This window comes from Streptomyces sp. NPDC056738 (assembly GCF_042790435.1).
Classification (GTDB): domain Bacteria; phylum Actinomycetota; class Actinomycetes; order Streptomycetales; family Streptomycetaceae; genus Streptomyces.
In genome coordinates this window covers 350,403-371,336 of sequence record NZ_JBHTZF010000004.1, presented here as the reverse complement: position 1 = coordinate 371,336, position 20,934 = coordinate 350,403, and the positions used below count along the sequence as shown (strand labels likewise).

Sequence of the window (20,934 nt, the reverse complement as noted above, 5' to 3'; positions counted from 1 at the left end):
ACCCGCGTCGCCGTAATGATTGCCCCAACCGGAATGCACCGGAAAAACTTTGGGAACCACAACTGCAACTGAAATCGACAGTAGCACGTCAGCCGCCTCGAAGGCGGCGCACTATCTCACCCCGCCACGGGGAATATCAAAATCTCGCGGACCCGTGCACCAAATTCTGTAACGGCCGGAGCAGATATTCGGGCGCCGCCGGGAAACACCGCCGCGGGGCCGCCCGGAAGCACCTGCCCGGGGCCGTCGGGAGCGCGTTCAGGCGTCCTGCGGTGTCGAACCGCGCAGCTCCTCGTTGATCCGCAGGGCTTCGTCGAGGCTGTCCTCCAGCGTGACGATTCTGCAGGCCGCCTCGACGGGCGTGCCCTGGTCGACGAGGTCCCGGGCGCGGGCGGCGATCCTGAGCTGGTTGCGGGAGTAGCGGCGGTGGCCGCCCTCGGAGCGGAGGGGGGTGATCAGCCCGGCCTCCCCGACGGCCCGCAGGAACGCGGGCGTGGCGCCGATCAGCTCGGCCGCACGGCCCATCGTGTAGGCGGGGTAGTCGTCGTCTTCGAACCGGTCGGTGGGGCTCATGGTGCTTCCCTGGGGCGCATGCATCACCTTCCACTCTGGCAGATCCGCGCCGGTACCGGACGGGGGCACCCGTTACCGGCCCGGCGGCATCCGCGCGCCGCACTCACCCGGACGGCCCGGTGCGCTGGTGGGGGGCGGTGGCCGGTGGTGGCGTGGAGGGACACAGCCCGTTCTCGGGACCGTCCTCGGGAGGCCCTCGCATGATCCGTCCGTCCTGTCTCCTCGCGTCCGCCCTGACCGCGGGGATGCTGCTCTCGACGGCCGCCTGCTCGGGCGGCGGAGGTGACGGCGGCGGCTCCGGCCGTACGGACGCGCCCGCGTCCCCGGCGTCCACGGTCCCGGCCTCTCCCGTGGCCGAGGAGACCGGTGCCGCGAAGGCCTCGCCCTCCCCGTCCGTGCGTGCGCTCACCAAGGCGGAGGCGCAGTCGGCGCTGATCACCAACTCCGACCTGGGGTCGCAGTGGGACGAGTCGAAGGGCGTGGCGGCCTGGCACGACGCGCTGCTGAAGAGCAAGGTCGACGCCTCGGCGTTCGTCACCGACAAGGGGAACGCCCAGCAGTGCCAGAAGCTGCTGGACGGCCTGTACGCGGAGGACCTGCTCGGCAAGCCGCAGGGTGCAAGCGCGGTCACCGGCTTCGACGACAGCGACAACGACGCCCAGATGCGCTACGAGGTCGCCTCGTACGGGAAGAGCGCCCTGGACAGCAGGTTCGACTGGCTGAAGACGCTGCCGGACGTCTGCGACGAGTTCACGGCCGTCAACGGCAAGGGGGACAAGCAGACCGTCCAGGTCGTCTCGACCCATCTGCCCGATGTGGGGGACGCCCGCCAGGGCCTCCAGGTGACGATGAGCGGTGAGCTGGAGGGCGATCCCGAGACACTGACCCTCGACTTCGCGGCGGTGCGCGTCGGCGACAGCGCGCTGTCCCTCACCAACGGGGGCCTCTCGGGCACCGAGCACCAGTCGACGGAGCAGGCGGTTCAGGCGGGCACGAACCGGCTGAAGGACGTCCTGGCGGGGAAGTCGCCCGCGCCGACACAGGGCTGAGCGGGGGCCGGTGCCCGGATGCACCACGGCCCGGGCAACCTGTGGTGGGGCTGCCGCGGGCCGGAGGTGTCAGTGGGTGCGGTTCAGAGCCGGTCCATTCGGGTGTAGGGGCTCAGGACGCGGACCTGGCGAGCGCCGAAGTCGACGAGCATCGCGATGCCCTCTTCGACGCCGACGATCGTGCCCAGGCCGTACTGGTCGTGGGAGACGCGGTCTCCGAGGCTGAACTCCTTGGCCACGGGGACGACGGGTGCAGCGAAGGGGCTGGTGGGCAGGTGGCGCCGGGGCGCGGAGGATTTACTCATCGTGAATCCAGTATGGGCCCTATTCCGGCGGACGGTAGGGCCTGATGGTCTCGATCGCGCTCCGACTCGGCGTCCCCGGGGGCTACGGAACGGGGTGGGCGGGGTGCCCTGCGTACGCTCTCCGCCCGGCCGTCCGGGCGTTCCCTGAGGTCAGCCGACGGGGCCCCGGCTCCGTGATCTTTCCGGTGCGCGGGGCCGTCCTCCGGGCGAGCCTGTCGCGGACCGGACAACCGACGGGGGCATCCGGGGGGCGGCAGCGTGGCGCGTCCGGGTCCGGCCGGCCGCGGGAGGCCGGCCGGACGCCCGGGTCAGCCCACCAGGAGTTCGCGCTTGAGGTCGCGCAGTTCCCGGGCGTCCATGTGCAGGCCGTCCTTCAGGTACGAGCGGAAGTCGCCGTACTGGGCGCGGACCTCGTCGAAGCCGGAGTTGAGGTACTCGGCGCGGACGTCGAGCAGGGGCTTGTAGACGGCGGCCTGGGCCGGCGGCATGGCCGCGAGCGTGGCCGCGTTCGCGGCGGCGCGGTAGGTGTTGCTGGCGAGGTAGTCGTTCATCACCGTGGAGCGCGGGACGCCGAGGGCGGTGAGCAGGGCCGCGCTGGACCAGCCGGTGCGGTCCTTGCCGGCGGTGCAGTGGTAGAGGACTCCGTCGCCGGCGGCGGCCCCGGCGTAGACGGTGGTGTAGGCGGCCCGCGCGCTGTCGCCGCTGACCATGAACTTCTCGCCGTCGACCATCATCCTGACGGCCTCGGCCTCGGTGGTCGGCATGGCCGTGAGCGTGGACGACCCGGCGAGGACGTCGGCGACGGTGTAGGAGGCGCCGGAGGGCACCCGGTCCGGGGCCGAGGAGCGCTCCGACTCCATCCGCAGGTCGTACACCGCGTGGATGCCGAGCCGCCCGAGCTTCGCGAGGTCGGCGTCACTGAGCTTGTTCAGGGCGTCCGAGCGGTAGATCTCGCCCATCTTGACCCAGTGGCCGTCGCCGGTGCGGTAGCCGCCCGCGTCCCGGAAGTTGACCGCGCCGTCGAGCTTGACGAGCCGGTCGGCGAGGTGGAGGGAACCGCCCTGCTGCGGGACGAGGTCGAACCACTGCCGGTCGGCGGCGGGCAGTCCGCGCACGGTGACGTCGCCCGTGGCGCCGCCCCTGGCGACGGTCCGTCCGGCGGCGCGCACGACCACCTGGCGCACTCCGGGGGCCTTCCACACGATGCGGTACGAACCGTCGTCACCGGCGGTGACGGTCGCGGACGTGAAGGGGATGTGCTTGGAGGAGGCGTGGGCCGGGGTGTGGCCGTGGCCGCCGGGCGTGGCGGAGGCCGCGGGGGCGGTCACGGAGACGGCGGTGAGCGCGAGGACGACACCGGCCAGGGATGCGATCTTCATGACCCGGATAGTTGGTGATTGAACCTAATTTTCGGTGTACACGGCCGGACATCCCGACAGCCCCCGCATGTCGGACCGGTGACCGGGGTCGGCCGGTGCCGGGGGGGAGGTCGGCCGGTACCGGGGGAAAGGAGTGGCGGCACGTGGGAGCCGGCCGGGAAGGGCCGGCCCCCGCGCCCGTTGAGCCTGAGCCCGCGGAGCCCGTGGGCTCAGTTCAGGTCCAGCCGGGAGTAGACCGCTCCCGTGGTGTCGCGGACGACGACGTGCCGGACGGCGTAGTCCTGGTCGGCGGCGGGCAGATCGGTGCTGACGTACCAGACGCCCCAGCCGGGGTTCCCCGCGAGCTCCAGCAGCTTGGCGTGCAGGGTTCCGGCCGTGGTCCGCACCGTGACCCGCGACGCGGTGCCGGTGCCGCCGTAGTACACGCCGGAGAGCGTGACGTGGCCCTGGGCGGTGCCCTCGACGAACGCGGAGACACCGGGCGTGTGCAGGTCGATGTTGCCGTTGACCACGTTCGTGAACTGGGGGTAGGGGTTGTCGGGCGTCGTCCAGTGCTTGCCCTCGGGCGTCAGCCAGAACTCGGCGCCGCCGGGCTCGGTGACGTGCTCGTCCGGCGCGACGATCCGGGCCGTGGGGGCGGTCTTGGCGACCTGGAGCACGCGGGCGTGTGCCGGGACCGCGGCGCCGTGCGCCGGCCGGGCGGCGGACGCCGGTCCCGCCGGCGAGACCCCGTACGCGGCCGTGGGTGCCGTGATGAGCGCGGCGGCGGCCACGGCCACCGCCGCGTACCTCTTCCTACCTGCCATGGACGGACAACTCCTCGTGATGGGGACGGTGTTCGGACGGTGCGGGGGCGCCGCTCCCCCGTGCGGACCTCGGGCGCCCGCCGGCCGGACGACGCCGGCCGGAGATCTCTCGCGCGGACCCGTCAGCCGAGCGCGCTCGTGGCTCGCCACTGGTCCCAGGCCAGGTTCCAGTCGCCGTAGCCGTTGCCGACGGCGACCGTGTCCCGGGAGCCGACGACCTTGACGACGTCGCCGGGGATCACCTCGTCGAAGAAGCGCTTCGCGGGGCCGCCGGTGGCGAGTCCGACGCAGCCGTGCGTGACGTTCTGGCGGCCGCCGTAGACATTCGCCTTCGGGTTCTGGTGGAGGTAGGTGCCCGAGGCGGTGAGGTGGACGGCGTAGTAGTAGTAATCCGCGTACTGGTCGCCGTAGCCGACCGACCGCGAGTCCATGAACACCTTGGACGCCTTGTCGGAGACGACCATCGTGCCGTTCCAGGTGTCCATGCCCGGCGCGCCCGCGGTGATCGGGACGCGGCGCGACGATCCGGCGGTTTCGAGCGTCATGAAGTGTGTACGGACATCGACAGTGGCGACGAAGGAGCGGCCGACCGTGAAATGCCTGGTGATTCCGGCCCCGGCCCGGACGGTGACCGCCGTGCCGGGCTTCCAGTACGCGCGGGGCCGGAAGTCGACGCGCTGCCCGTCGGCGAGGTTACGGTCCTTCACCCAGCCCCAGGAGCCCTCGGTGTCGGCGGTCACCTTCAACTGCCGCTCCACCGCGGCCCGTTCGGCCACCGGTATGGGACGGTCGAAGGTCACCGAGACCGGCATGCCGACCCCCACGGTCTGCCCTTCGGCGATGTTGACGTGCGCGCCCGGCAGAGGCCTGGGCGGTGTGGCCGAGGGCTTCGGCCGTGCCGTGCCCGTCGGTTCGGCGGTGGCGGCCGGCCTGCCCCCCGGCCCGGCCTCCCCGCCCCCGGCGTCGGCCGCCGCCCGTGCGGAGCAGCCGGCGAGCGCGAGCGCGCACAGCGCCGCCGCCGCGCTCCGGACGCGGACCGACCGGCCTCTGCGGCCCCGCGGTTTCCTAGTCATGGTGATCCCCCCGTGGTGTGTTTCGATGTGCGACGTACGGGACCTGTACGCGCGGCGGGGACGGCCTGGTTGCACACGGCCGGAGAATTCGCGGACATTCGGGCGGGGGGCATGACCGAGGAAGAGTTCGACGCGTTCTACGCGACCGCGTTCCCCCGGCTGACAGGCCAGCTCTACGCGTTCACGGGGGATCACGGCGAGGCGCAGGACGTCGTCCAGGAGGCGTTCGTCCGCGCGTGGGACCGGCGGCGCGAGTTCCTCGCCGACGGCGCTCCCGAGGCGTGGATACGGACCGTGGCGACACGGCTCGCGGTGAGCCGCTGGCGCCGGGCCCGCCGCTGGCTGGAACTGGTGCGCCGCACCCCGCCGGCCGACCACACCCCGGGCCCGGGGCCCGAACGCACCGCGCTCGTCACCGCGTTGCGCACGCTCCCCGAGGCGCAGCGGATGGCGATCGTTCTGCACCATCTGTGCGACTTGAGTGTCGAGCAGGTAGCCTCCGAGACCGGTGCCCCCGTCGGCACGGTCAAGGCCCGTCTCGCGCGGGGCCGGGCGGCGTTGGCACGGGTGCTCTCGGAGGATTCGGCGGATCCGGCCGGTTCAGCACGTCCGTCGGGCCTCGCGGGCGAGGGGGAGAGGGAGGACGACCGTGTCCGATGAACTCACCACCGCCCTGCGCGAGTTGGCGACCGAGGCGGAGAGGCCTCCCGGGCTGACCGGTGCGGAGATCCGCGGCCGGGCCACGGGCCGCCGGCGCCGCCGTCGTACGGCCGTGGCCGCGGCCGGCGTCTCCGTCGCGGGCGCGCTCGCCCTGGTCGTGACGCTGGGCCCGGACGACGGGGCGCGGCACGAGCCTCCTCCGGCCGCGAGTCCTGGTCCCACGGTCGCCCCGAGCCTGCCGGTGTCCTCTCCGGACGCCACGATCGATCTGGGCAGGCGGGTGATCTCGGTGGCCGGCCAACGGCTGACGCTCCACGGCGACAACCTGACCACGGTCGGGCAGGCGGTCCGGACGACGGTCACCGGGAAGGAGGCCACCATGCGGGTCTCCGGCAGGACGGTCGGCTTCGGCGGGGGCTACTCCTTCAACGCCTCCTGGGTGGTCAGGCTCACCGATCCCGACGGCGGGACGGACTACGTGGGCTCCATGAGCTACGGCGACCAGGGCATCACCGACCCCGACAACGGCTGGATCAACCTGGACAAGTCCGACGCCAAGCTGCTGTACGACCGGCTCGCGCCGGGCGCGGTGGTCGAGATCCGGCCCTCGGGGGCGGACCGGGGCACGGCGACGGCGGGCTCGGACACGGCCACCGGCACCGGCTCGACGGCCGGCTCGGAGGGCTCGGGCTCGGGGACCTCGGGCGGTTAGAGGGACCCCAGGCGGTCGGAGGGGACCTCGGCCGGTCGGAGCGGCCCGCGCGCCCTCAGAGGGGCGGCTGCGCCGGGGCGGGGCCGAGGGTCGTCGTGCCCGGGGCGGTGCGGTGGCCCAGGCCCGTGCGGTAGGCGTCCAGGGCCGCCTCCACCCGGCCGGTGCGCCGCAGCAGGTCGCCGAGCAGCCGGCACAGGTCCGCCAGGTCGCCCGCCGCGCCCGCCCGCTCCAGCAGGCTCATCGCCCGCACGTAGTGCTCCTCGGCCGCCTCGGTGTCCCGGGTGTCCTCCGCGATGATCCCGAGCAGGCGGTGCGCGGCGGCCGCGTGGATGGCGCCCCGCTCGGAGTTCAGGTCGCCGAGCACCTGCCGCAGCATCTCGCCCGCCTCGTCGGACCTGCCGCGCCGGTGCAGCACGTCGGCCAGTTCCACCGCGACCTGGCTGGTGTAGAGCGCGGCCCGCTTCGCGGAGAGCATGGCCTGCGCCTCGCGCAACTCGCTCTCCGCACGCTCCAGTTCACCGTTCTGCGCGTACAGATAGCCGCGCATCCAGTGGCAGTTGGCGAGTTCGGTGCGGATCTGGAGCTGGCGGTAGAGCTCGGCGGCCTTGGCGAGGGAGACGTCGGCCTCGGCGATCCGCCCCTCGGCGATCATCGTCCGGGCCACCGAGCGGTGCATCCGCGCCACCAGCGCCGGGTCCTGGACCTGCGGCGCGAGGGCGAGCGCGAACTCGGCGGCCTGGGCGGCGCGCGCATGCGCGCCCATGTCCATGTAGGGGGCGATGACTCCCGTGTAGAGGAGGAGCAGCGCCTCGGGATCGTGCAGGCCCGTCCGGTTGAGCTCGTCGAGGGTGGACTCGAACAGGTAGCAGGCGTAACGGAGTTCACCGGCGAGGTAGTGGGAGACCGCCCGGCCCCGCACGGCGGGCACCCGCTGCGTCAGCGGCGCGTCCCCCAGTCGCTGCTCCGACTCCTCGAAGCGCCGCTGCGCCGTCTCCAGATCCCCTGTGTCCAGGGCGCATTCGCCCAGTCCCAGAAGCGCGGCCGCCTGTTCGGCGACCAGCCCGTGGGCGTCCGCCTCCGCGAGCAGGACGGCGTAGACCTCGGCGGCCACCTCGGCCTCTCCGGTGGACAGCGTGCGCTGCGCGTCCGTCAGCCGCAGCCGCAGGTCGGTGGCGAGATGGGCGGGGCGTCCGGTCGCCAGTTCCTCGTAGGCGACGCCCAGTCGGCCGGCTATGTGCCGCAGCGCGGGTTCGGAGGCCCGGACCCGGCCGGCCTCCAGGGTGGAGATGTACGCGGGCGTGTACACGGGCTCCGCGAGCTGTTTCTGCGTCAAACCGCGTTCCGTACGCAGCTTTTGCACCCTGCGCCCGATGATCTCAGGGTCGTCCCGCTCCGCCATGGGTCAAGCATGCCATCAAGCCGAGCCGGGACGGTCCGGCTTTTGACTACTGTCCAACTCCGGGACCCTCTTGCGATGTGCGCCCGGGAGCCTCTACGTTAAGCGCCGGATTAAGCCTGCTTAATACGCCGCTGTTGTTGCGAGGTCACCGTGCTCCGACGTATTTCCGCGCGCTACTCCAGAGGGCTTCTCGCCGCCGTCATCGCGGTCGCCGCGCTGGTCACGGCGGCGAACGTCGGCCCCGCGAGAGCGGCCGACCAGGCCCCCGCGACCCGCACCGCCACGCACGCGACCGGTCACCCGGGACTCGCCGCGAACCGGTGACGCCCTTCCCGCGCGGTCGCGCGAAAGCGGCGAATCCCCCGTACGACGAAATCCTGGCGCCTACGCTGACCCGGTGACCTCTACCGCCGCTCGTACCGCGCTGGACCTCACCGCCGACCTCCCGGTCCCCGCCCTGGAGGACTTCTACCGGGATCTGCACCGGCATCCCGAGCTGTCGCTGCGCGAACACCGTACGGCCGCCCTCCTCGCGGAGCGGCTGCGCAAGGCCGGGTACGACACGACCGAGGGCGTGGGCGGCACGGGCGTCGTCGGCGTCCTGCGCAACGGGGACGGGCCCACCGTCCTGCTGCGCGCCGACATGGACGCGCTGCCCGTCCCCGAGGAGACCGGGCTGCCGTACGCCTCGGCGACCGCCGGGGTCATGCACGCCTGCGGTCACGATCTGCACGTCACCTGGCTCACCGGCGCGGCCGAGGCGCTCGCCGCCGGACGGGACACCTGGTCCGGCACGCTCGTGCTGGTCGGGCAGCCCGCCGAGGAGACCGGCGAGGGCGCGGCCCGCATGGTCGCGGACGGTCTCCACGAACGCTTCCCGGTGGCCGACGTCCTGCTCGCCCAGCACGTGGCGCCCGGACCCGCCGGGCTGTACGCGCACTCCCCGGGCCTGATCATGTCCGCCTCGACCGACATCGACATCGTCGTGCACGGCCGGGGCGGGCACGGTTCGCGCCCCGAGGCGACCGTCGACCCGGTGGTGACCGCCGCGTACATCGTCACGCGGCTCCAGACGGTCGTCAGCCGGGAGATCGCGGCCCGGGAGTCCGCCGTGCTGACGGTGGGACGGATCGAGGCGGGCACCCGGCACAACATCATCCCGTCCGAGGCCCGGATCTCCCTGAACCTGCGGACGCAGTCGCTGGACGTGCGGGAGCGGATGATCGCCGCCGTGCGGCGCGTGGCGGCGGGCGAGTGCGCGGCGGCCGGCTGCCCGGCCGAGCCCACGGTCACCGTCGGCAACGACTTCCCGATGACCGTCAACGACGCCGAGACCGACCGCCGTGTCGCCGCCGTGCACGGGGAGGTCTTCGGTGCCGGGACGATCCTCGACCCCGGTCCGGCCATGGGCAGCGAGGACTTCCCCCGGCTCGCGGACGGCCGCATCCCCTACTCCTACTGGTTCGTGACCAGCACCCCCGCCGACGTCTGGAACGCGGCCCCGGGCGCCGACGACCTCATGATCCGGCTCGCGGCAGTGCCCAGCAACCACAGTCCGCACTTCGCCCCCGACCTGTCCACGGTCGCCCCGGGCGTACGGACCCTGGTCTCGGGAGCGCTCGCCTGGCTGTCGGCCTAGGGCGGGTCCGACGATCACCGGCCCTGGGGCCGAACTCCCCCGGGCCGGCGGGTATCGCTCAGGCCTGTGTCTGCAACTGGCTGAGCTGCCGCCGGACATGGTCCAGCGCGCCCTGCCGTCGCCCGGGCACACGCTGTCTCAACCGGGCCAGTTCCGCCCCGAGTTCACGGGCCAGCACCGGATCGGCGACACGGCCCCACTGGTGGTGGGCCCGGTCCACGGCCGACTCCACCTCCGGGGCGCCCGGCGCCTGTCCCGCGTCCAGCCGGGTCCCGGCGAGGGCCAGCCAGCCGCGGCAGCTCCGTTCCGCGTCCCCCGCGAGCATCGCCAGGTCGGCCCGTACCTCCATCCAGTGCAGGACCTGCTCGGAGCCGGGCCCGTGCGTGCGCAGCGCCTCCCGCTCCCGGTGCGCCGCCAGCGCGAGGGCGTCCTCGTGACGGCCGTCGCGCACCGCCGCGGTGATCTCCCCGTGCGGATCGGCGGGCAGGTTGGCCGGCGGGGCCGACGAGGGGGCGGGCAAAGTGGCCGGCGGAGCCGAACGGGGCGCGGGCGGGACGGTCGGCGGGGGCGTCGGCGGTACGGCAGGTGGAGCGGGCAAGTGCACCGTTTCGGCGGCCGGTTGAGCCGCCGCGTGCGTGGACCCGGCGGCCGGCGGAGCCGTGACGGTCGTGAACTCCGGTGCCGGGGGCCACGGCCGGCCGGCCCAGGTCTGCCCGGGCGCGAGGACGAGGTCCGCCCGCCGGGTGCTCTCCTCGCCGGACGTCCTCGTCAGGGCCTGCTGGTGGAGCTGGGCGGGATGCGGCCGGTGGCCGCTGCGGAGCAGGGTGGCCACGGCTCGCATGTACGCGGGCTGCGCGACCGTACGACGGGACGGCGGCGGGGCGACACGGCCGTACAGCTCGGTCGCCGGGCCCGCCGTGAGGGGGCGCCCGGCGAGGAACTCCCAGGTGTCCGCGTCCGCGTGCAGGTCGACGAAGACGGTCGTCGAACCCGGCGGGCGCAGCCGCAGTTCGTCGGCGATCCAGCGCCAGGGGAAGGCCGTGTAGCGGACCGTCGCCGGGGTGGTGCGGGCCAGCGCGAGGTGCGGAAGCCGCTGCCGGCGGTCGAGTTGGAGCTGGCCGGTCACGAACATGGTCAGCGGTCCGGGCGCCGTCGCCGCCGCGCGCAGCCGGGTCAGCACGGCCTGCGGCTCCAGCGGGTCGGCCAGTTCGACGACGTTCGCCGTGTCGGTTCCCGACAGCACCGGCGGGGCGACGGCCGCGAGCACGGGGAGCACGGAAGCCGCGTCCACCAGACACCCCTTGCCCACGGGTGAGGCGGCGAGGAGCAGCACGGTTCCGGGCACGGATTCTCTCCCCCATCGTTCGGACACCTCAGCACCGTAACGGCTGCGCGTGCAAAGATCCGCCGCCCCGGCTACTTCCGCCCACCGTCGGCCGCCCTGCGACGGACGGCGAAGATCGTGGTGTCGTCGGCGAGCCGCCCGCCGCAGTGGTCCAGCGTGCCGTCGCGCACCCACCGGACGAGCCGGTGCGGATCGGCGGTGCGCGGGTCCCGTGCCAGTGCCTTGGCGAGGGCGTCGCGGAGCGGGAAGAAGTCACCCGCCGCGTCGCGGGCCTCGGTCACCCCGTCGGTGACCAGGAGCAGCGTCTCCCCGGGGGCGAGGGGGACGCGGAGCACCGGTGGCGGCGTGGAGGCCAGATCGCCCATGCCGAGCGGGAGTCCGTCACCGGGAGGCAGGCTCCGCACCCCGTCGGGGGTGACCACGAGCGGCGGCTCGTGACCGAAGTTGACGACCTCGACCGTGGCCGGGGTGTCCTCGGGGAAGGCGACCAGGACTCCGGTCGCGAAACGGTCGTTGTCGTCGCGGCCGAGCGCCACGCGGTAGCCGTTGTGCCGCAGCATCCGGATCTCCAGCCGGGCGGCGACCGTGGTGAGCGCCGGCTCGTGGTACCCGGCCTCGCGGAAGGTGCTGAGCAGCGCGGCAGCCGCCTCGACCGCCGCGAGACCCTTGCCCTGGACGTCCCCGAGCAGCAGGCGGGTGCCGTGCCGGCCGGGCTGGATGTCGTAGAAGTCGCCGCCGACCCGGGCCTCGCTGTCGGCGGCGAGGTAGACGGCCGCGTGGTCGAGGCCGCCCCAGCCCGGGGGCATCGGGCGCAGCACGGTGCGCCGGGTCGTCTCGGCGACGTCCCGCATGTGCAGCATCTGGCGCTCCGCGCGCAGCCGCACGGAGCAGGCGAGGGCCGCGAGGGCGCCGCCGACCACGACGAGGATGAAATCGGGCAGGCCGTTCTGGTACCGGTGCGGCCACGACGCGTCGATGGCGACGTAGGCGAGCAGCGACAGCACGCCGAGGGCCAGCGTGCCGGGGACTCCGCAGATCGCCGCGGCGATGACCGGTACGAGCACGAGCCAGGAGATGATCCGGAACCTGCCGGAGGTACTGGCGTCGAGCAGCGCGATACCCATGAGCAGCAGCAGCGGGGGCAGCCAGGCCACACTGCGCCCGCCCACCTTCAGCGGCTGAGCCCGGGGGAAGGAGTACGCCGGCCCGGGGCGGGGCCGCAGGGCGTGCCGGAGCCGGTCGCGTACGGATCTCCGGCCGGCCACCTCCCCGTACCGCCTCCGTCTCTTCTTCTCAGTAGGCGACGGACATGCGGCCGTGCGGGTGGACGGGCATCTCGAGCTGGTCGACGAAGGCCATCGCGTAGTCCTCGGCGCTGATGCGGCTCTGGCCGGCGGCGTCGGTGAGCATGCGGTCACCGCCGATCCTGAACTCGCCCGTGCGTTCGCCGGGGGCGATGTCGGCGGCGGGCGAGATGTAGGTCCAGTCGAGGTCGTCGACGTCGCTGCGCAGGTAGGTGAGGGCGTCGCGGTGGGCGAGCGCTTCCGGCAGGTAGGCCTCGGGGAAGTCCGGCTGGTCGCAGGCGGCCTCGCCGGGCGCGACCTCCAGGGTGCCCGCCCCGCCGACGATCACGAGCCGGTGCACCCCGGCCGAGCGGACGCCCTCCACCAGGGAGTGGTTGAGGGCCAGGAAGGGTTCGCGGGGATCGGAGCCGTCGCGGGGTGGGACGCACGCCGACCCCACCGCGTCCGCGCCGGCCACCAGCTCGGCGACCTTCGCCGCGTCCGAGGCGTCCGCCGCCGTCGCGGCGACCCCGGGAACCGGGGACTGCCCGGAGCGGCTGACCGCGACGACCTGGTGTCCGCGCGCCGACGCCTCCGTGGCGATACGGCTGCCGACCATGCCGGTGGCACCGAAGAGTACGAGCTTCATGCACCTCAGCGAAGCACGCGACCATGATCACCGCATCCCGGCGAAGCGGTGGCGACCCGAGTTGCCGGGGGCTGCGGCGAGGTGTGACCTGGAAGGCGGGGGCGAGCAGAGAGGAGTCCTTCCATGGCTCAAGCCGCACCCGTGTCAGGGACACCAGGTACATCCGGATCGACCGATGTCTTCGGGGCACAGACCCACACGATCGCGAAATGGGCCGTGCCCGTCGCCGGCGGACTCGTCTACGGCTACTGGGCCGCCGCCATCAACCGGGACGCCGGTGCCATCACGGGCTGGAACGTGCTGTTCGGCTTCGTGTGCGCCATCGCGTTCGCGGCGGCCTACGTGGCCGCCCGGACGGTGGCTCCGCTGATGCGGCGCGAGACGCACGCGCTGGTGTGGGCCGTGTTCGCGGGCTGCGCGTTCGGTTTCCTGTACAGCCAGACCGACGCGACCGTCCTGCGGTCCGTGTTCATGTCGCTGCCGGTGGCGGTGGGCGTGTACGCGGTGGCCTTCTACCGCTACTACACGCACGAGGACGCGGAGGGAAAGGCGGGCTGACACCGTGACCGTGCCGTTCCGGCGTACGGGTACGCCGGAACGGCACGAACACGGGAACGCGAACACGCGAACGCATGAACTCGCGGAACGCACACGGGGCCCCGGCGTGATGCCGGGGCCCCGTGCGTCTCCCTCACTCACCTACTCACCCACCACCTGGGACCCAGTCCCAGGAGTTCGAGGAGGAGCCGGAGACGGTCCAGCTCCACGCGCTGGAGACGGTGAAGGTCCAGGAGCCGGAGGCGCTCACGCTCCAGCCGGGGTCGTTGCCGGGGTTCCGGTCGTTGTCCCAGTGCGCGTTGTGCCAGGTCCCGTCCTTCTGGTCGGGACACGGGTCCGAGCAACTCGGCACCCACTGGCCGTGGGTGGAGACGAACGCCGAGCTGGCCCAGGCGTGGGCGCCGACGAGCCAGTACCAGACGGTGGTGCCGGACACGCTCTGCCCGTTCACCGCGCACTGCACGCGGTCCTGGCTGCCCGAGGGAAGCGAACCGACGACGGGCGAGCTGGTGCTGGGCTGGAGCCGCAGGTTCATCTCCCCGCTGGAGATGACGGTGCCCCAGACGGTGCTTCCGGAGCCGTCGCCGGTGTGCGCCGACTCGGTCGCCGCCATGCTGGGACCGGCGGCCAGGACGGTCAGTACACCGCCGCTGAGCAGGGCCGCGGCAAGAATCCGCGGAGCTGGGGTGGTGCGCATATCGGCCTCCTTCTCCCCAGATCCAGGAAACACCCGTTCGGGTGAGGGCTCCACCCGAGCGCCCAAAACCCTTGGGGCCCAAGGGATGCGTGAGGTCTCCGTACGGGAACTCCCCGTACGGCTTGTCCTGTGCGCCCATTTGCAGGCGGCCCGGTCGCGCACGGGGTCCGGGAGGCCTTGCCTGAAGACGTGTCCCCTCGTGTCCGGAGCGCCCTGTCGGCCGTGCTGATCGCGCTCGCCTGCCTCCTCGCGCCGCTCGGCGCGCTGTCGGCGTGGGCGACGTACGGCCTCGGCGACTCCGAGCGCTACGAGGCCACCATGGCGCCCCTCGCCGCCGACGAGGACGTCCGGGACGCCATCGCGGCCGGCGTCACCGACGACATCCTGCGCGAGGTCCACGTACGGCCCCGGCTCCAGGGGCCGGTGAACCACTTCGTGCGGGACGCCGTGCGCTCGTTCACCGAGACCGAGGCGTACCGCACGGCGTGGGAGACCGCCAACCTGGCCGCGCACGACGCCGTGATGCGGGCGCTGCGCGAGGACCACGAGGGTGCGGTGACCGTCGATCTCGCGCCCGTCACCGAGCAGGTCAAACGCCGGCTCGCCGACGACCACATGCCGCTCGCCGCCCGGATCCCGGTCGAGCACACCGAGATCACCGTGCTCGAGGCCGAGGACCTGGCCCGGCTCCGGAAGGGGTTCCACGTGCTCGAAGTCGCCGGATTCTGGCTCCCGTCGGCGTCGGTCGTCTTCGCGGCGACCGGCATCGTCATCGCCGTGCGCCGCCGCCGGGCGGTCCTCGCCACGGGCCTCGGCACCGCGCTGGGCGCGGCCCTGCTCGGTGCCGCGATCGTCGTGGGCCGCCGGCTCACCCTCGACGACCTGCCGCCCGACGTGTCCCGCACCGCGGCGGGCGCGGTGTACGACGCCCTCACCGAGACCCTCCGGTTCGTGAGCTGGCTGCTGCTGGCCCTGGGTCTGACGGTGGCTCTGACCGCCGCGCTCGCCCGCGCGTACGCCCGCCGACGCGCGCCGGCCGAAGCCCCCGCGCAGACTCCGTCGGAGCGGTCGACGCACGTGGGGGCCTGACCGCGGGCCCAGTGCGTCCCCCTCCACCGGTGGGACCGCCCCCGGGGCCGCTCCGGGGAAACCGCCATACTTGGGGCATGTCCCGCGAGTTCCCCGTCGGTCTCACCCCTCCCGACTGGCTGGTCAGGAACCTCCGGCCGCAACAGGCCCCCGTCAACCGGGCCGCCGCCGTCCGCGCCGCCGTCGCGCTGGCGCTCCCCCTCGCCGTCGGCCTCGCCTGCGGACAGCCCGCGTACGGCGCCCTCGCCTCCATGGGCGCGCTGTCCGGAGTCATCGGCGACACCGCCGACGCGTACCGCATGCGGATCTTCAACATCGCCGTCCCCCAGCTCTTCGGCGCGATCGGCGTCACGATCGGCGCGGCGGTCTACGGGCAGGGCTGGACCGCGGTCGTCACGGTGACCCTGGTCGCGCTGGTCTCCGGGATGATCTCGTCGATCGGCGCCGTCGCCTCCGTGACCGGGCTGCTGCTGCTCCTCAACTGCGTGATCGGCGCCGGACTTCCGCTGCCCGGCTCCTGGTGGCTCGCCCCGCTGCTGATGGCCGGCGGCGGACTCCTCGTGCTGGCGCTGACCCTGCTCGCCTGGCCGCTGCGCTCGGGGGTGCCGGAGCGGTCCGCCGTCGCGGACACCTACCGCACCGTCGCCGCCCTGCTCGCCGCGAGCGGCACCGACGACTACGGCCGTCTCCGCCTCGCCGTCACCCAGTCCCTGAACGAGTCGTACGACCTCGTCCTGGCCCGGCGCGCCTTCCACCACGGCCGCAGCCCCGACCTCGTCCGGCTGCTCGCCCAGCTCAACGCCGTCACCCCGGTCGTCGAGGCCGCGCCCGCCGCCCACCAGCGGGGCGAGCCGCTGCCCGCCTCGATCCCCGCCGCCGTGAGCCTGCTCGCCGACACCGTCGAGACCGGCGGCACCGACCCCCTCGAACTGCGGCTGCCCGCCCCCGCCGACGAGACCGCGCGCGCCGTCGACCACGCCCTGCGGCACGCCGCCCGGGTCGTGACCCACCGCTCCCCGGACCCGCACACCCTCGACGACCGCCTCGGCCGGCCCGCCGCGCTGCGTGTCCGTGCCGCCCGCGCCACCCGCAACGTCCTGCTGTCGGGGGCCTCCTGGCGCTACGGCACCCGCCTCGCCCTGTGCATCGGCGTGGCCCAGGTGCTCGTCTCGACCGTCGAAGTCCCGCGCTCCTACTGGGTCGCGCTCACCATCACCTTCGTCATGAAGCCCGACTACGGCTCCGTCTTCTCCCGGGCCCTGCTGCGCGCCCTCGGCACGGTCGCGGGCCTGGTGGTCGCGGCGACCGTGCTGACGCTGGTGCCGCGCGGCTGGTGGGACGTACCCGTGCTGATGGCGCTCGGCGCGCTCATCCCGGCCCTGACCCCGCGCGGCTACGGCTACCAGACCGCCGCCATCACCCCGGTGATCCTGCTGCTGTCCGACACCCTCAACCACCAGGGGACCGGGCTCGTCGTCCCCCGCCTGGTCGACTCCCTGATCGGCTGCGGCATCGCCCTGGTGGCCGGATACCTGCTCTGGCCGGAGAGCTGGCACGCCCGGGTCGGCGACCGGCTCGCGGACGCGGTCGCCGACACCGCCGGCTATGTCGAGCTGGCCTTCGGGGACGCCGCCGAGCCGGCGGCCCGCGCCCGCAGCAGGCGCCGGCTGTACCGCGACCTGTCCTCCATCCGTACGGAGTTCCAGCGCGCGCTGACCGAACCGCCGCCGAACGGGCGCCGGGCCGCGGCCTGGATGCCGCTCGTCGTCGCCGTCGAGCGGATCGTGGACGCCACGACCGCCGCCCGGGTCCGGGTCCGGCAGGGCGCGGCCGAGCCGTCCGCCGCCGAGATCTCCACCATCGCGCGCCAGCTCAGGGAGCTGTCCGAGGGGCTGCGCGAGACGGACGTGCTCTTCGCCGTCCGCACCGATCTCACCGGGCCCGCGGGCAGCGTCCTCGAACCGGTGCGGCAGGAGGTCGCGGCGGCCAGGGCGATCGCCTCGCCTCATTGACACGGGAGGCGTCGGCACCGACTATTCGGCCATCGTCCCGACGTTCACGCGCGGGACGGACGGAACTCGGAATTCCGACAAATCACCATGGTAGGAAAGTGAACCCGTGGGCGCTGTAGGGGGGTTGACGCGACGGTTGTCCGGAGCGCCGCCCCTGCCGAAGATCACCATCTATGGCCGCTAACCTTACGTGTCCGTCCTGGCCAGGGATTGACGGGATCAACTCACGCGAAGGGTTGCGCACATGGGCATTCTCACTCTCCTGCGGAATGCGTTCGGCCGCTCACGCAAGGGTCGTGACGCTGACGCGGAGACCTCGCGAGAGGCCACGTCGACCGCGACGGTCCCGGCTCCCGCCGGGGAGCCGACACATTCCCCCGAGGCCGAGCCGGCCTCCAGCTCAGCACCGGAGGCCGAGCCGAGAATCCCGGCTCCCGCCTCCGAGCCCGAACCCTCGGTGGTCGACGAACTCGTGTCGGCCGCCTTCGACAACGTGACGGTCCCCAAGCAAACCGCTCCGGCGGACCCCACCGACGAAACCCCGGCCCCCGAGCCCGAGCCCGCCCCGGAAGCGGAGGCCGAGCCGGTCGCCGAGGTCGCGCCCGAGGCTGCGCCTGAGCCCGAGCCCGCCCCGGAAGCGGAGGCCGAACCGGTCGCCGAGGTCGCGCCCGAGCCGGAAGCCGCCGAAGAGCCCGAGGCGGAGCCGGTCGCCGAGACCCAGGCTGCCCCCGAGGCGGAAGCCCCTGCGGAGCAGGTGGCCGAGCCGGTCGCCGAGGCCGAAGCCGAGGCTGCGCCCGAGGTGGAGCCGGTGGCCGAGCCGGTCGCCGAGGCCGTTCAGGCGGACGAGCCCGCGGTCGCCGACGGCGGCGAGGCCCCACAGGAGGCACCCGCAGCCGACGACGAGAGCAGCACGGGTGGTGCGGGTGGGAACACCCCCGCCGAAGGCGAAGCCGAGGCGGAAGCCGCAGCCGAGCCCGAGGCGGAGCCGGTCACCGAGCCCGAGGTCCAGGCCGAGGCGGAGCCGGTGACCGAGCCGGTGGCCGCGCCCGAGCCGGCGGCGGAGCCGGTGACCGAGCCCGAGGTGGACCTGGTGACCGCGGCGGAGCCGGACGTGCTCGTCCGGGTCAAGGCCGAGGCCCCGGCCCTGGTCACGGCATACCAGGAGGCAGCCACGGCCCTCCAGAAGCACGACCTCACCGGCAAGCACGCCAAGGTCTACCTGGTCCTCGACCGCTCGTCGTCCATGCGCGCCTACTACAAGGACGGCTCCGCCCAGGCCCTCGGCGAGCAGGCCCTGGCCCTCGCCGCCCACCTGGACCCGGAGGCGACCGTCCACGTCGTCTTCTTCTCCACGGAGCTGGACGGCACCGGCACCCTCACCCTCGCCGAGCACGAGAACAAGATCGACGACCTGCACGCCGGCCTCGGCCGCATGGGCCGTACGAGCTACCACGCCGCCGTGGAGGAGGTCGTCACCCACCACCAGCGCTCCGGCTCCGCCGCCCCCGCCCTGGTGATCTTCCAGACGGACGGCGCCCCGGACGCGAAGACCCCCGCCACCCAGTCCCTCACGGACGCGGCGAAGAACCACCCGGGCGTCTTCTTCTCGTTCGTCGCCTTCGGCGAGCACGACAACAAGGCCTTCGACTACCTGCGCAAGCTGAAGACCGGGAACACGGCCTTCTTCCACGCGGGCCCGGCCCCGCGCGAGCTGACCGACGTCGAGGTCTACGACGGCGTGCTGGAGAACTGGCGCCCGTAACCCCCCGTCCGCGCACCACCCCGGCCGCCCCCTTCCCACGCCTTAAAACGGGAAGCGGGCGGCCCACCCATGTCGGCTACGATTTCAAGGTTCACCGACGACGACCCGCCCCCCGGAATCCGGACGCGATCGTCGCCCCACGCAGCGACCTGGGAGCAGCCCGCGATGGCTCGACACCTCATCACCAGCGCCCTTCCGTACATCAACGGGATCAAGCACCTGGGCAACATGGTGGGGTCCATGCTCCCGGCGGACGTGTACTCCCGGTACCTCCGCCAGCGCGGCCACGACGTCCTGTACATCTGCGCGACGGACGAGCACGGCACCCCCGCCGAGCTGGCGGCCAAGGAGCGCGGCCTGCCGGTCGACGAGTTCTGCGCGCAGGCGCACGACGCGCAGAAGGCCGTGTACGACGGCTTCGAGCTGGCCTTCGACTACTTCGGCCGCAGCTCCAGCCCGGAGAACCGCGAGATCACCCAGCACTTCGCGCGCCGCCTGAACGAGAACGGCTTCATCGAGGAGCGCGCGATCCGGCAGGTGTACTCGCCCGCCGACGGCCGCTTCCTGCCGGACCGCTACGTCGAGGGCACCTGCCCGCACTGCGGTTACGACAAGGCCCGCGGCGACCAGTGCGAGAACTGCACGCGCGTCCTCGACCCCACGGACCTGATCGACCCGCGTTCGGCGATCTCCGGGTCGACGGACCTGGAGGTCCGCGAGACGAAGCACCTGTTCCTCCTCCAGTCCAAGCTCCAGCACGAGGTCGAGGAGTGGGTGGCCCGGCACGAGTCGGAGTGGCCGCAGCTCGCCTCCTCCATCGCCCGCAAGTGGCTGACCGAGGGCCTGCACGACCGCGCGATCACCCGTGACCTGGACTGGGGTGTCCCGGTCCCGGCCGACACGTGGCCCGAGCTGGCGGCCGAGGGCAAGGTCTTCTACGTCTGGTTCGACGCCCCGATCGAGTACATCGGCGCGACGAAGGAGTGGTCCGACCAGGACACGGAGAACCGCGACTGGAAGTCGTGGTGGTACGACGCGGACTCCGGCGAGAACCCGGTCCGCTACACGCAGTTCATGGCGAAGGACAACGTGCCCTTCCACACCGTGATGTTCCCGGCCACCGAGCTGGGTGTGCGCGAGCCGTGGAAGAAGGTCGACTACGTCAAGGCCTTCAACTGGCTGACGTACTACGGCGGGAAGTTCTCCACGTCCCAGAAGCGCGGTGTCTTCACGGACCAGGCGCTGGACATCCTGCCCGCCGACTACTGGCGCTACTTCCTCATCGCCAACGCCCCCGAGTCGGACGACTCCTCGTTCACCTGGGAGCACTTCACCGCCACGGTGAACAAGGACCTGGCCGACACCCTCGGCAACTTCGTCAACCGCGTCCTGTCCTTCTCCAAGAAGCGCTTCGGCGAGGAGGTCCCGGCGGGTGCGGAGGCCGGCGAGGCCGAGGCGAAGCTGGGCACCGAGATCGCGGGCCTGCTCGCCGAGTACGAGTCCCAGATGGAGGCCCTCCAGTTCCGCAAGGCGGCCGCCGCGCTGCGCGCCCTGTGGTCCGCGGGCAACTCCTACCTGGAGGAGAAGGCCCCCTGGCTGGAGATCAAGACCAGCCCGGAGGGTGCCGCGCTGACGCTGCGTACGGCGATGAACCTGATCCACCTGTACTCGGTGGTCTCGGAGCCCTTCATCCCGGCGTCCGCCCGTGCGATGCGCTCGGCCTTCGCCCTCGCGGACGACACGGCGACCTGGGTGAGCGCCGACGAGGCCCGCGCCCTGTCCTTCCTCCCCGCCGGCACCCCCTTCACCGTCCCCCCGGTCCTCTTCGCCAAGATCACGGACGAGGACCTGGAGTCGTACAAGGAGCGCTTCGGCGGCGCACCGGAGTAACGGCCACCGCGCGACAGGGCCCGGGAACCACGGTTCCCGGGCCCTTCGCATGCC

General features: G+C 73.1%; 20 protein-coding genes. 10 read left to right on the top strand and 10 right to left on the bottom strand.

The annotated features are described in order from the left end of the window. Positions 1-258 precede the first annotated feature (258 nt). The gene (locus ACFRIC_RS12745; RefSeq protein WP_382783576.1) at positions 259-573 is read right to left on the bottom strand and encodes a MerR family transcriptional regulator; all 315 of its coding nucleotides are present in this window, start codon (positions 571-573) and stop codon (positions 259-261) included. A gap of 200 nt (positions 574-773) precedes the next feature. Between ACFRIC_RS12745 and ACFRIC_RS12740 the strand changes: the two genes are divergently transcribed. Beyond that, positions 774-1,622 carry a hypothetical protein gene (locus tag ACFRIC_RS12740; RefSeq protein ID WP_382783573.1) on the top strand — a complete coding sequence of 283 codons (849 nt, stop codon included), beginning with the start codon at positions 774-776 and terminating at the stop codon, positions 1,620-1,622. Between the two features lie 83 nt (positions 1,623-1,705). Here ACFRIC_RS12740 and ACFRIC_RS12735 read toward each other — a convergent pair whose 3' ends face one another. From ACFRIC_RS12735 to ACFRIC_RS12720, 4 genes are all read right to left on the bottom strand, one after another. Beyond that, on the bottom strand, positions 1,706-1,927 hold the full coding sequence (locus tag ACFRIC_RS12735) for a hypothetical protein (RefSeq protein ID WP_037614735.1): 222 nt from the start codon (positions 1,925-1,927) through the stop codon (positions 1,706-1,708). 308 nt (positions 1,928-2,235) lie between these two features. Next, on the bottom strand, positions 2,236-3,306 hold the full coding sequence (locus ACFRIC_RS12730; RefSeq protein ID WP_382783570.1) for a tyrosine-protein phosphatase: 1,071 nt from the start codon (positions 3,304-3,306) through the stop codon (positions 2,236-2,238). A gap of 209 nt (positions 3,307-3,515) precedes the next feature. Continuing rightward, positions 3,516-4,112, bottom strand: coding sequence for a hypothetical protein (locus ACFRIC_RS12725; protein WP_382783567.1), 597 nt, complete (start codon positions 4,110-4,112; stop codon positions 3,516-3,518). A 122-nt stretch (positions 4,113-4,234) separates the two neighbouring features. Next, a complete protein-coding gene (locus ACFRIC_RS12720) occupies positions 4,235-5,185 on the bottom strand; it encodes a L,D-transpeptidase (RefSeq protein WP_382783564.1) in 951 nt (316 codons plus the stop codon). Positions 5,186-5,296: 111 nt separating this feature from the next. Between ACFRIC_RS12720 and ACFRIC_RS12715 the strand changes: the two genes are divergently transcribed. Both ACFRIC_RS12715 and ACFRIC_RS12710 read left to right on the top strand, forming a co-directional pair. Next, complete coding sequence (locus tag ACFRIC_RS12715) at positions 5,297-5,845, top strand: SigE family RNA polymerase sigma factor (protein ID WP_382783561.1); 549 nt, start codon at positions 5,297-5,299, stop codon at positions 5,843-5,845. Then, positions 5,835-6,557, top strand: a complete 723-nt coding sequence (locus ACFRIC_RS12710; protein WP_382783558.1) for a L,D-transpeptidase — start codon at positions 5,835-5,837, stop codon at positions 6,555-6,557. Before ACFRIC_RS12715 ends, ACFRIC_RS12710 begins: the two co-directional genes overlap by 11 nt. Positions 6,558-6,612: 55 nt before the next feature. Here the strand turns inward: ACFRIC_RS12710 and ACFRIC_RS12705 are convergent, their stop codons facing one another. Next, a complete protein-coding gene (locus tag ACFRIC_RS12705) occupies positions 6,613-7,956 on the bottom strand; it encodes a tetratricopeptide repeat protein (RefSeq protein WP_382783555.1) in 1,344 nt (447 codons plus the stop codon). Positions 7,957-8,106: 150 nt separating this feature from the next. Here ACFRIC_RS12705 and ACFRIC_RS12700 point away from each other — a divergent pair, with 150 nt between their 5' ends. After that, positions 8,107-8,280 (top strand): hypothetical protein, encoded by a 174-nt coding sequence (locus tag ACFRIC_RS12700; protein WP_382783553.1) that lies wholly within the window; start codon positions 8,107-8,109, stop codon positions 8,278-8,280. Positions 8,281-8,353: 73 nt separating this feature from the next. Continuing rightward, positions 8,354-9,595 (top strand): amidohydrolase, encoded by a 1,242-nt coding sequence (locus tag ACFRIC_RS12695; protein ID WP_382783550.1) that lies wholly within the window; start codon positions 8,354-8,356, stop codon positions 9,593-9,595. A 58-nt stretch (positions 9,596-9,653) separates the two neighbouring features. Here ACFRIC_RS12695 and ACFRIC_RS12690 read toward each other — a convergent pair whose 3' ends face one another. The 3 genes from ACFRIC_RS12690 to ACFRIC_RS12680 form a co-directional block, all read right to left on the bottom strand. After that, entirely contained in the window at positions 9,654-10,940 is a 1,287-nt protein-coding gene (locus ACFRIC_RS12690) for a hypothetical protein (protein WP_382783547.1), read from the bottom strand. Positions 10,941-11,011: 71 nt separating this feature from the next. Continuing rightward, positions 11,012-12,094 carry a PP2C family protein-serine/threonine phosphatase gene (locus ACFRIC_RS12685; RefSeq protein WP_382783544.1) on the bottom strand — a complete coding sequence of 361 codons (1,083 nt, stop codon included), beginning with the start codon at positions 12,092-12,094 and terminating at the stop codon, positions 11,012-11,014. A gap of 139 nt (positions 12,095-12,233) precedes the next feature. Next, positions 12,234-12,872 carry an NAD(P)-dependent oxidoreductase gene (locus tag ACFRIC_RS12680; RefSeq protein WP_382783541.1) on the bottom strand — a complete coding sequence of 213 codons (639 nt, stop codon included), beginning with the start codon at positions 12,870-12,872 and terminating at the stop codon, positions 12,234-12,236. 123 nt (positions 12,873-12,995) lie between these two features. On the opposite strand from ACFRIC_RS12680, the gene ACFRIC_RS12675 reads away from it, so the two are divergent. Next, positions 12,996-13,430 carry a hypothetical protein gene (locus tag ACFRIC_RS12675; protein ID WP_382783538.1) on the top strand — a complete coding sequence of 145 codons (435 nt, stop codon included), beginning with the start codon at positions 12,996-12,998 and terminating at the stop codon, positions 13,428-13,430. Positions 13,431-13,575: 145 nt separating this feature from the next. Here the strand turns inward: ACFRIC_RS12675 and ACFRIC_RS12670 are convergent, their stop codons facing one another. After that, entirely contained in the window at positions 13,576-14,127 is a 552-nt protein-coding gene (locus ACFRIC_RS12670; protein ID WP_382783535.1) for an SH3 domain-containing protein, read from the bottom strand. A gap of 189 nt (positions 14,128-14,316) precedes the next feature. On the opposite strand from ACFRIC_RS12670, the gene ACFRIC_RS12665 reads away from it, so the two are divergent. From ACFRIC_RS12665 to metG, 4 genes are all read left to right on the top strand, one after another. After that, the gene (locus ACFRIC_RS12665; protein WP_382783533.1) at positions 14,317-15,216 is read left to right on the top strand and encodes a hypothetical protein; all 900 of its coding nucleotides are present in this window, start codon (positions 14,317-14,319) and stop codon (positions 15,214-15,216) included. Positions 15,217-15,293: 77 nt separating this feature from the next. Beyond that, positions 15,294-17,228: an FUSC family protein gene (locus ACFRIC_RS12660; protein WP_382783530.1), complete on the top strand. Its 1,935-nt coding sequence runs from the start codon at positions 15,294-15,296 to the stop codon at positions 17,226-17,228. A gap of 244 nt (positions 17,229-17,472) precedes the next feature. Continuing rightward, positions 17,473-18,990 carry a VWA domain-containing protein gene (locus tag ACFRIC_RS12655; RefSeq protein ID WP_382783527.1) on the top strand — a complete coding sequence of 506 codons (1,518 nt, stop codon included), beginning with the start codon at positions 17,473-17,475 and terminating at the stop codon, positions 18,988-18,990. Between the two features lie 165 nt (positions 18,991-19,155). Beyond that, complete coding sequence (gene metG / locus ACFRIC_RS12650; protein WP_382783524.1) at positions 19,156-20,880, top strand: methionine--tRNA ligase; 1,725 nt, start codon at positions 19,156-19,158, stop codon at positions 20,878-20,880. Positions 20,881-20,934 lie beyond the last annotated feature (54 nt).

Coding starts and splice junctions, on each gene's coding strand:
- ACFRIC_RS12680 (WP_382783541.1), bottom strand. CDS start 12,872: ATGAAGCTCGTACTCTTCGGTGCCACCGGCATGGTCGGCAGCCGTATC.
- ACFRIC_RS12660 (WP_382783530.1), top strand. CDS start 15,294: ATGTCCCGCGAGTTCCCCGTCGGTCTCACCCCTCCCGACTGGCTGGTC.
- ACFRIC_RS12715 (WP_382783561.1), top strand. CDS start 5,297: ATGACCGAGGAAGAGTTCGACGCGTTCTACGCGACCGCGTTCCCCCGG.
- ACFRIC_RS12725 (WP_382783567.1), bottom strand. CDS start 4,112: ATGGCAGGTAGGAAGAGGTACGCGGCGGTGGCCGTGGCCGCCGCCGCG.
- metG (WP_382783524.1), top strand. CDS start 19,156: ATGGCTCGACACCTCATCACCAGCGCCCTTCCGTACATCAACGGGATC.
- ACFRIC_RS12740 (WP_382783573.1), top strand. CDS start 774: ATGATCCGTCCGTCCTGTCTCCTCGCGTCCGCCCTGACCGCGGGGATG.
- ACFRIC_RS12730 (WP_382783570.1), bottom strand. CDS start 3,306: ATGAAGATCGCATCCCTGGCCGGTGTCGTCCTCGCGCTCACCGCCGTC.
- ACFRIC_RS12675 (WP_382783538.1), top strand. CDS start 12,996: ATGGCTCAAGCCGCACCCGTGTCAGGGACACCAGGTACATCCGGATCG.
- ACFRIC_RS12745 (WP_382783576.1), bottom strand. CDS start 573: ATGAGCCCCACCGACCGGTTCGAAGACGACGACTACCCCGCCTACACG.
- ACFRIC_RS12655 (WP_382783527.1), top strand. CDS start 17,473: ATGGGCATTCTCACTCTCCTGCGGAATGCGTTCGGCCGCTCACGCAAG.
- ACFRIC_RS12670 (WP_382783535.1), bottom strand. CDS start 14,127: ATGCGCACCACCCCAGCTCCGCGGATTCTTGCCGCGGCCCTGCTCAGC.
- ACFRIC_RS12735 (WP_037614735.1), bottom strand. CDS start 1,927: ATGAGTAAATCCTCCGCGCCCCGGCGCCACCTGCCCACCAGCCCCTTC.
- ACFRIC_RS12720 (WP_382783564.1), bottom strand. CDS start 5,185: ATGACTAGGAAACCGCGGGGCCGCAGAGGCCGGTCGGTCCGCGTCCGG.
- ACFRIC_RS12705 (WP_382783555.1), bottom strand. CDS start 7,956: ATGGCGGAGCGGGACGACCCTGAGATCATCGGGCGCAGGGTGCAAAAG.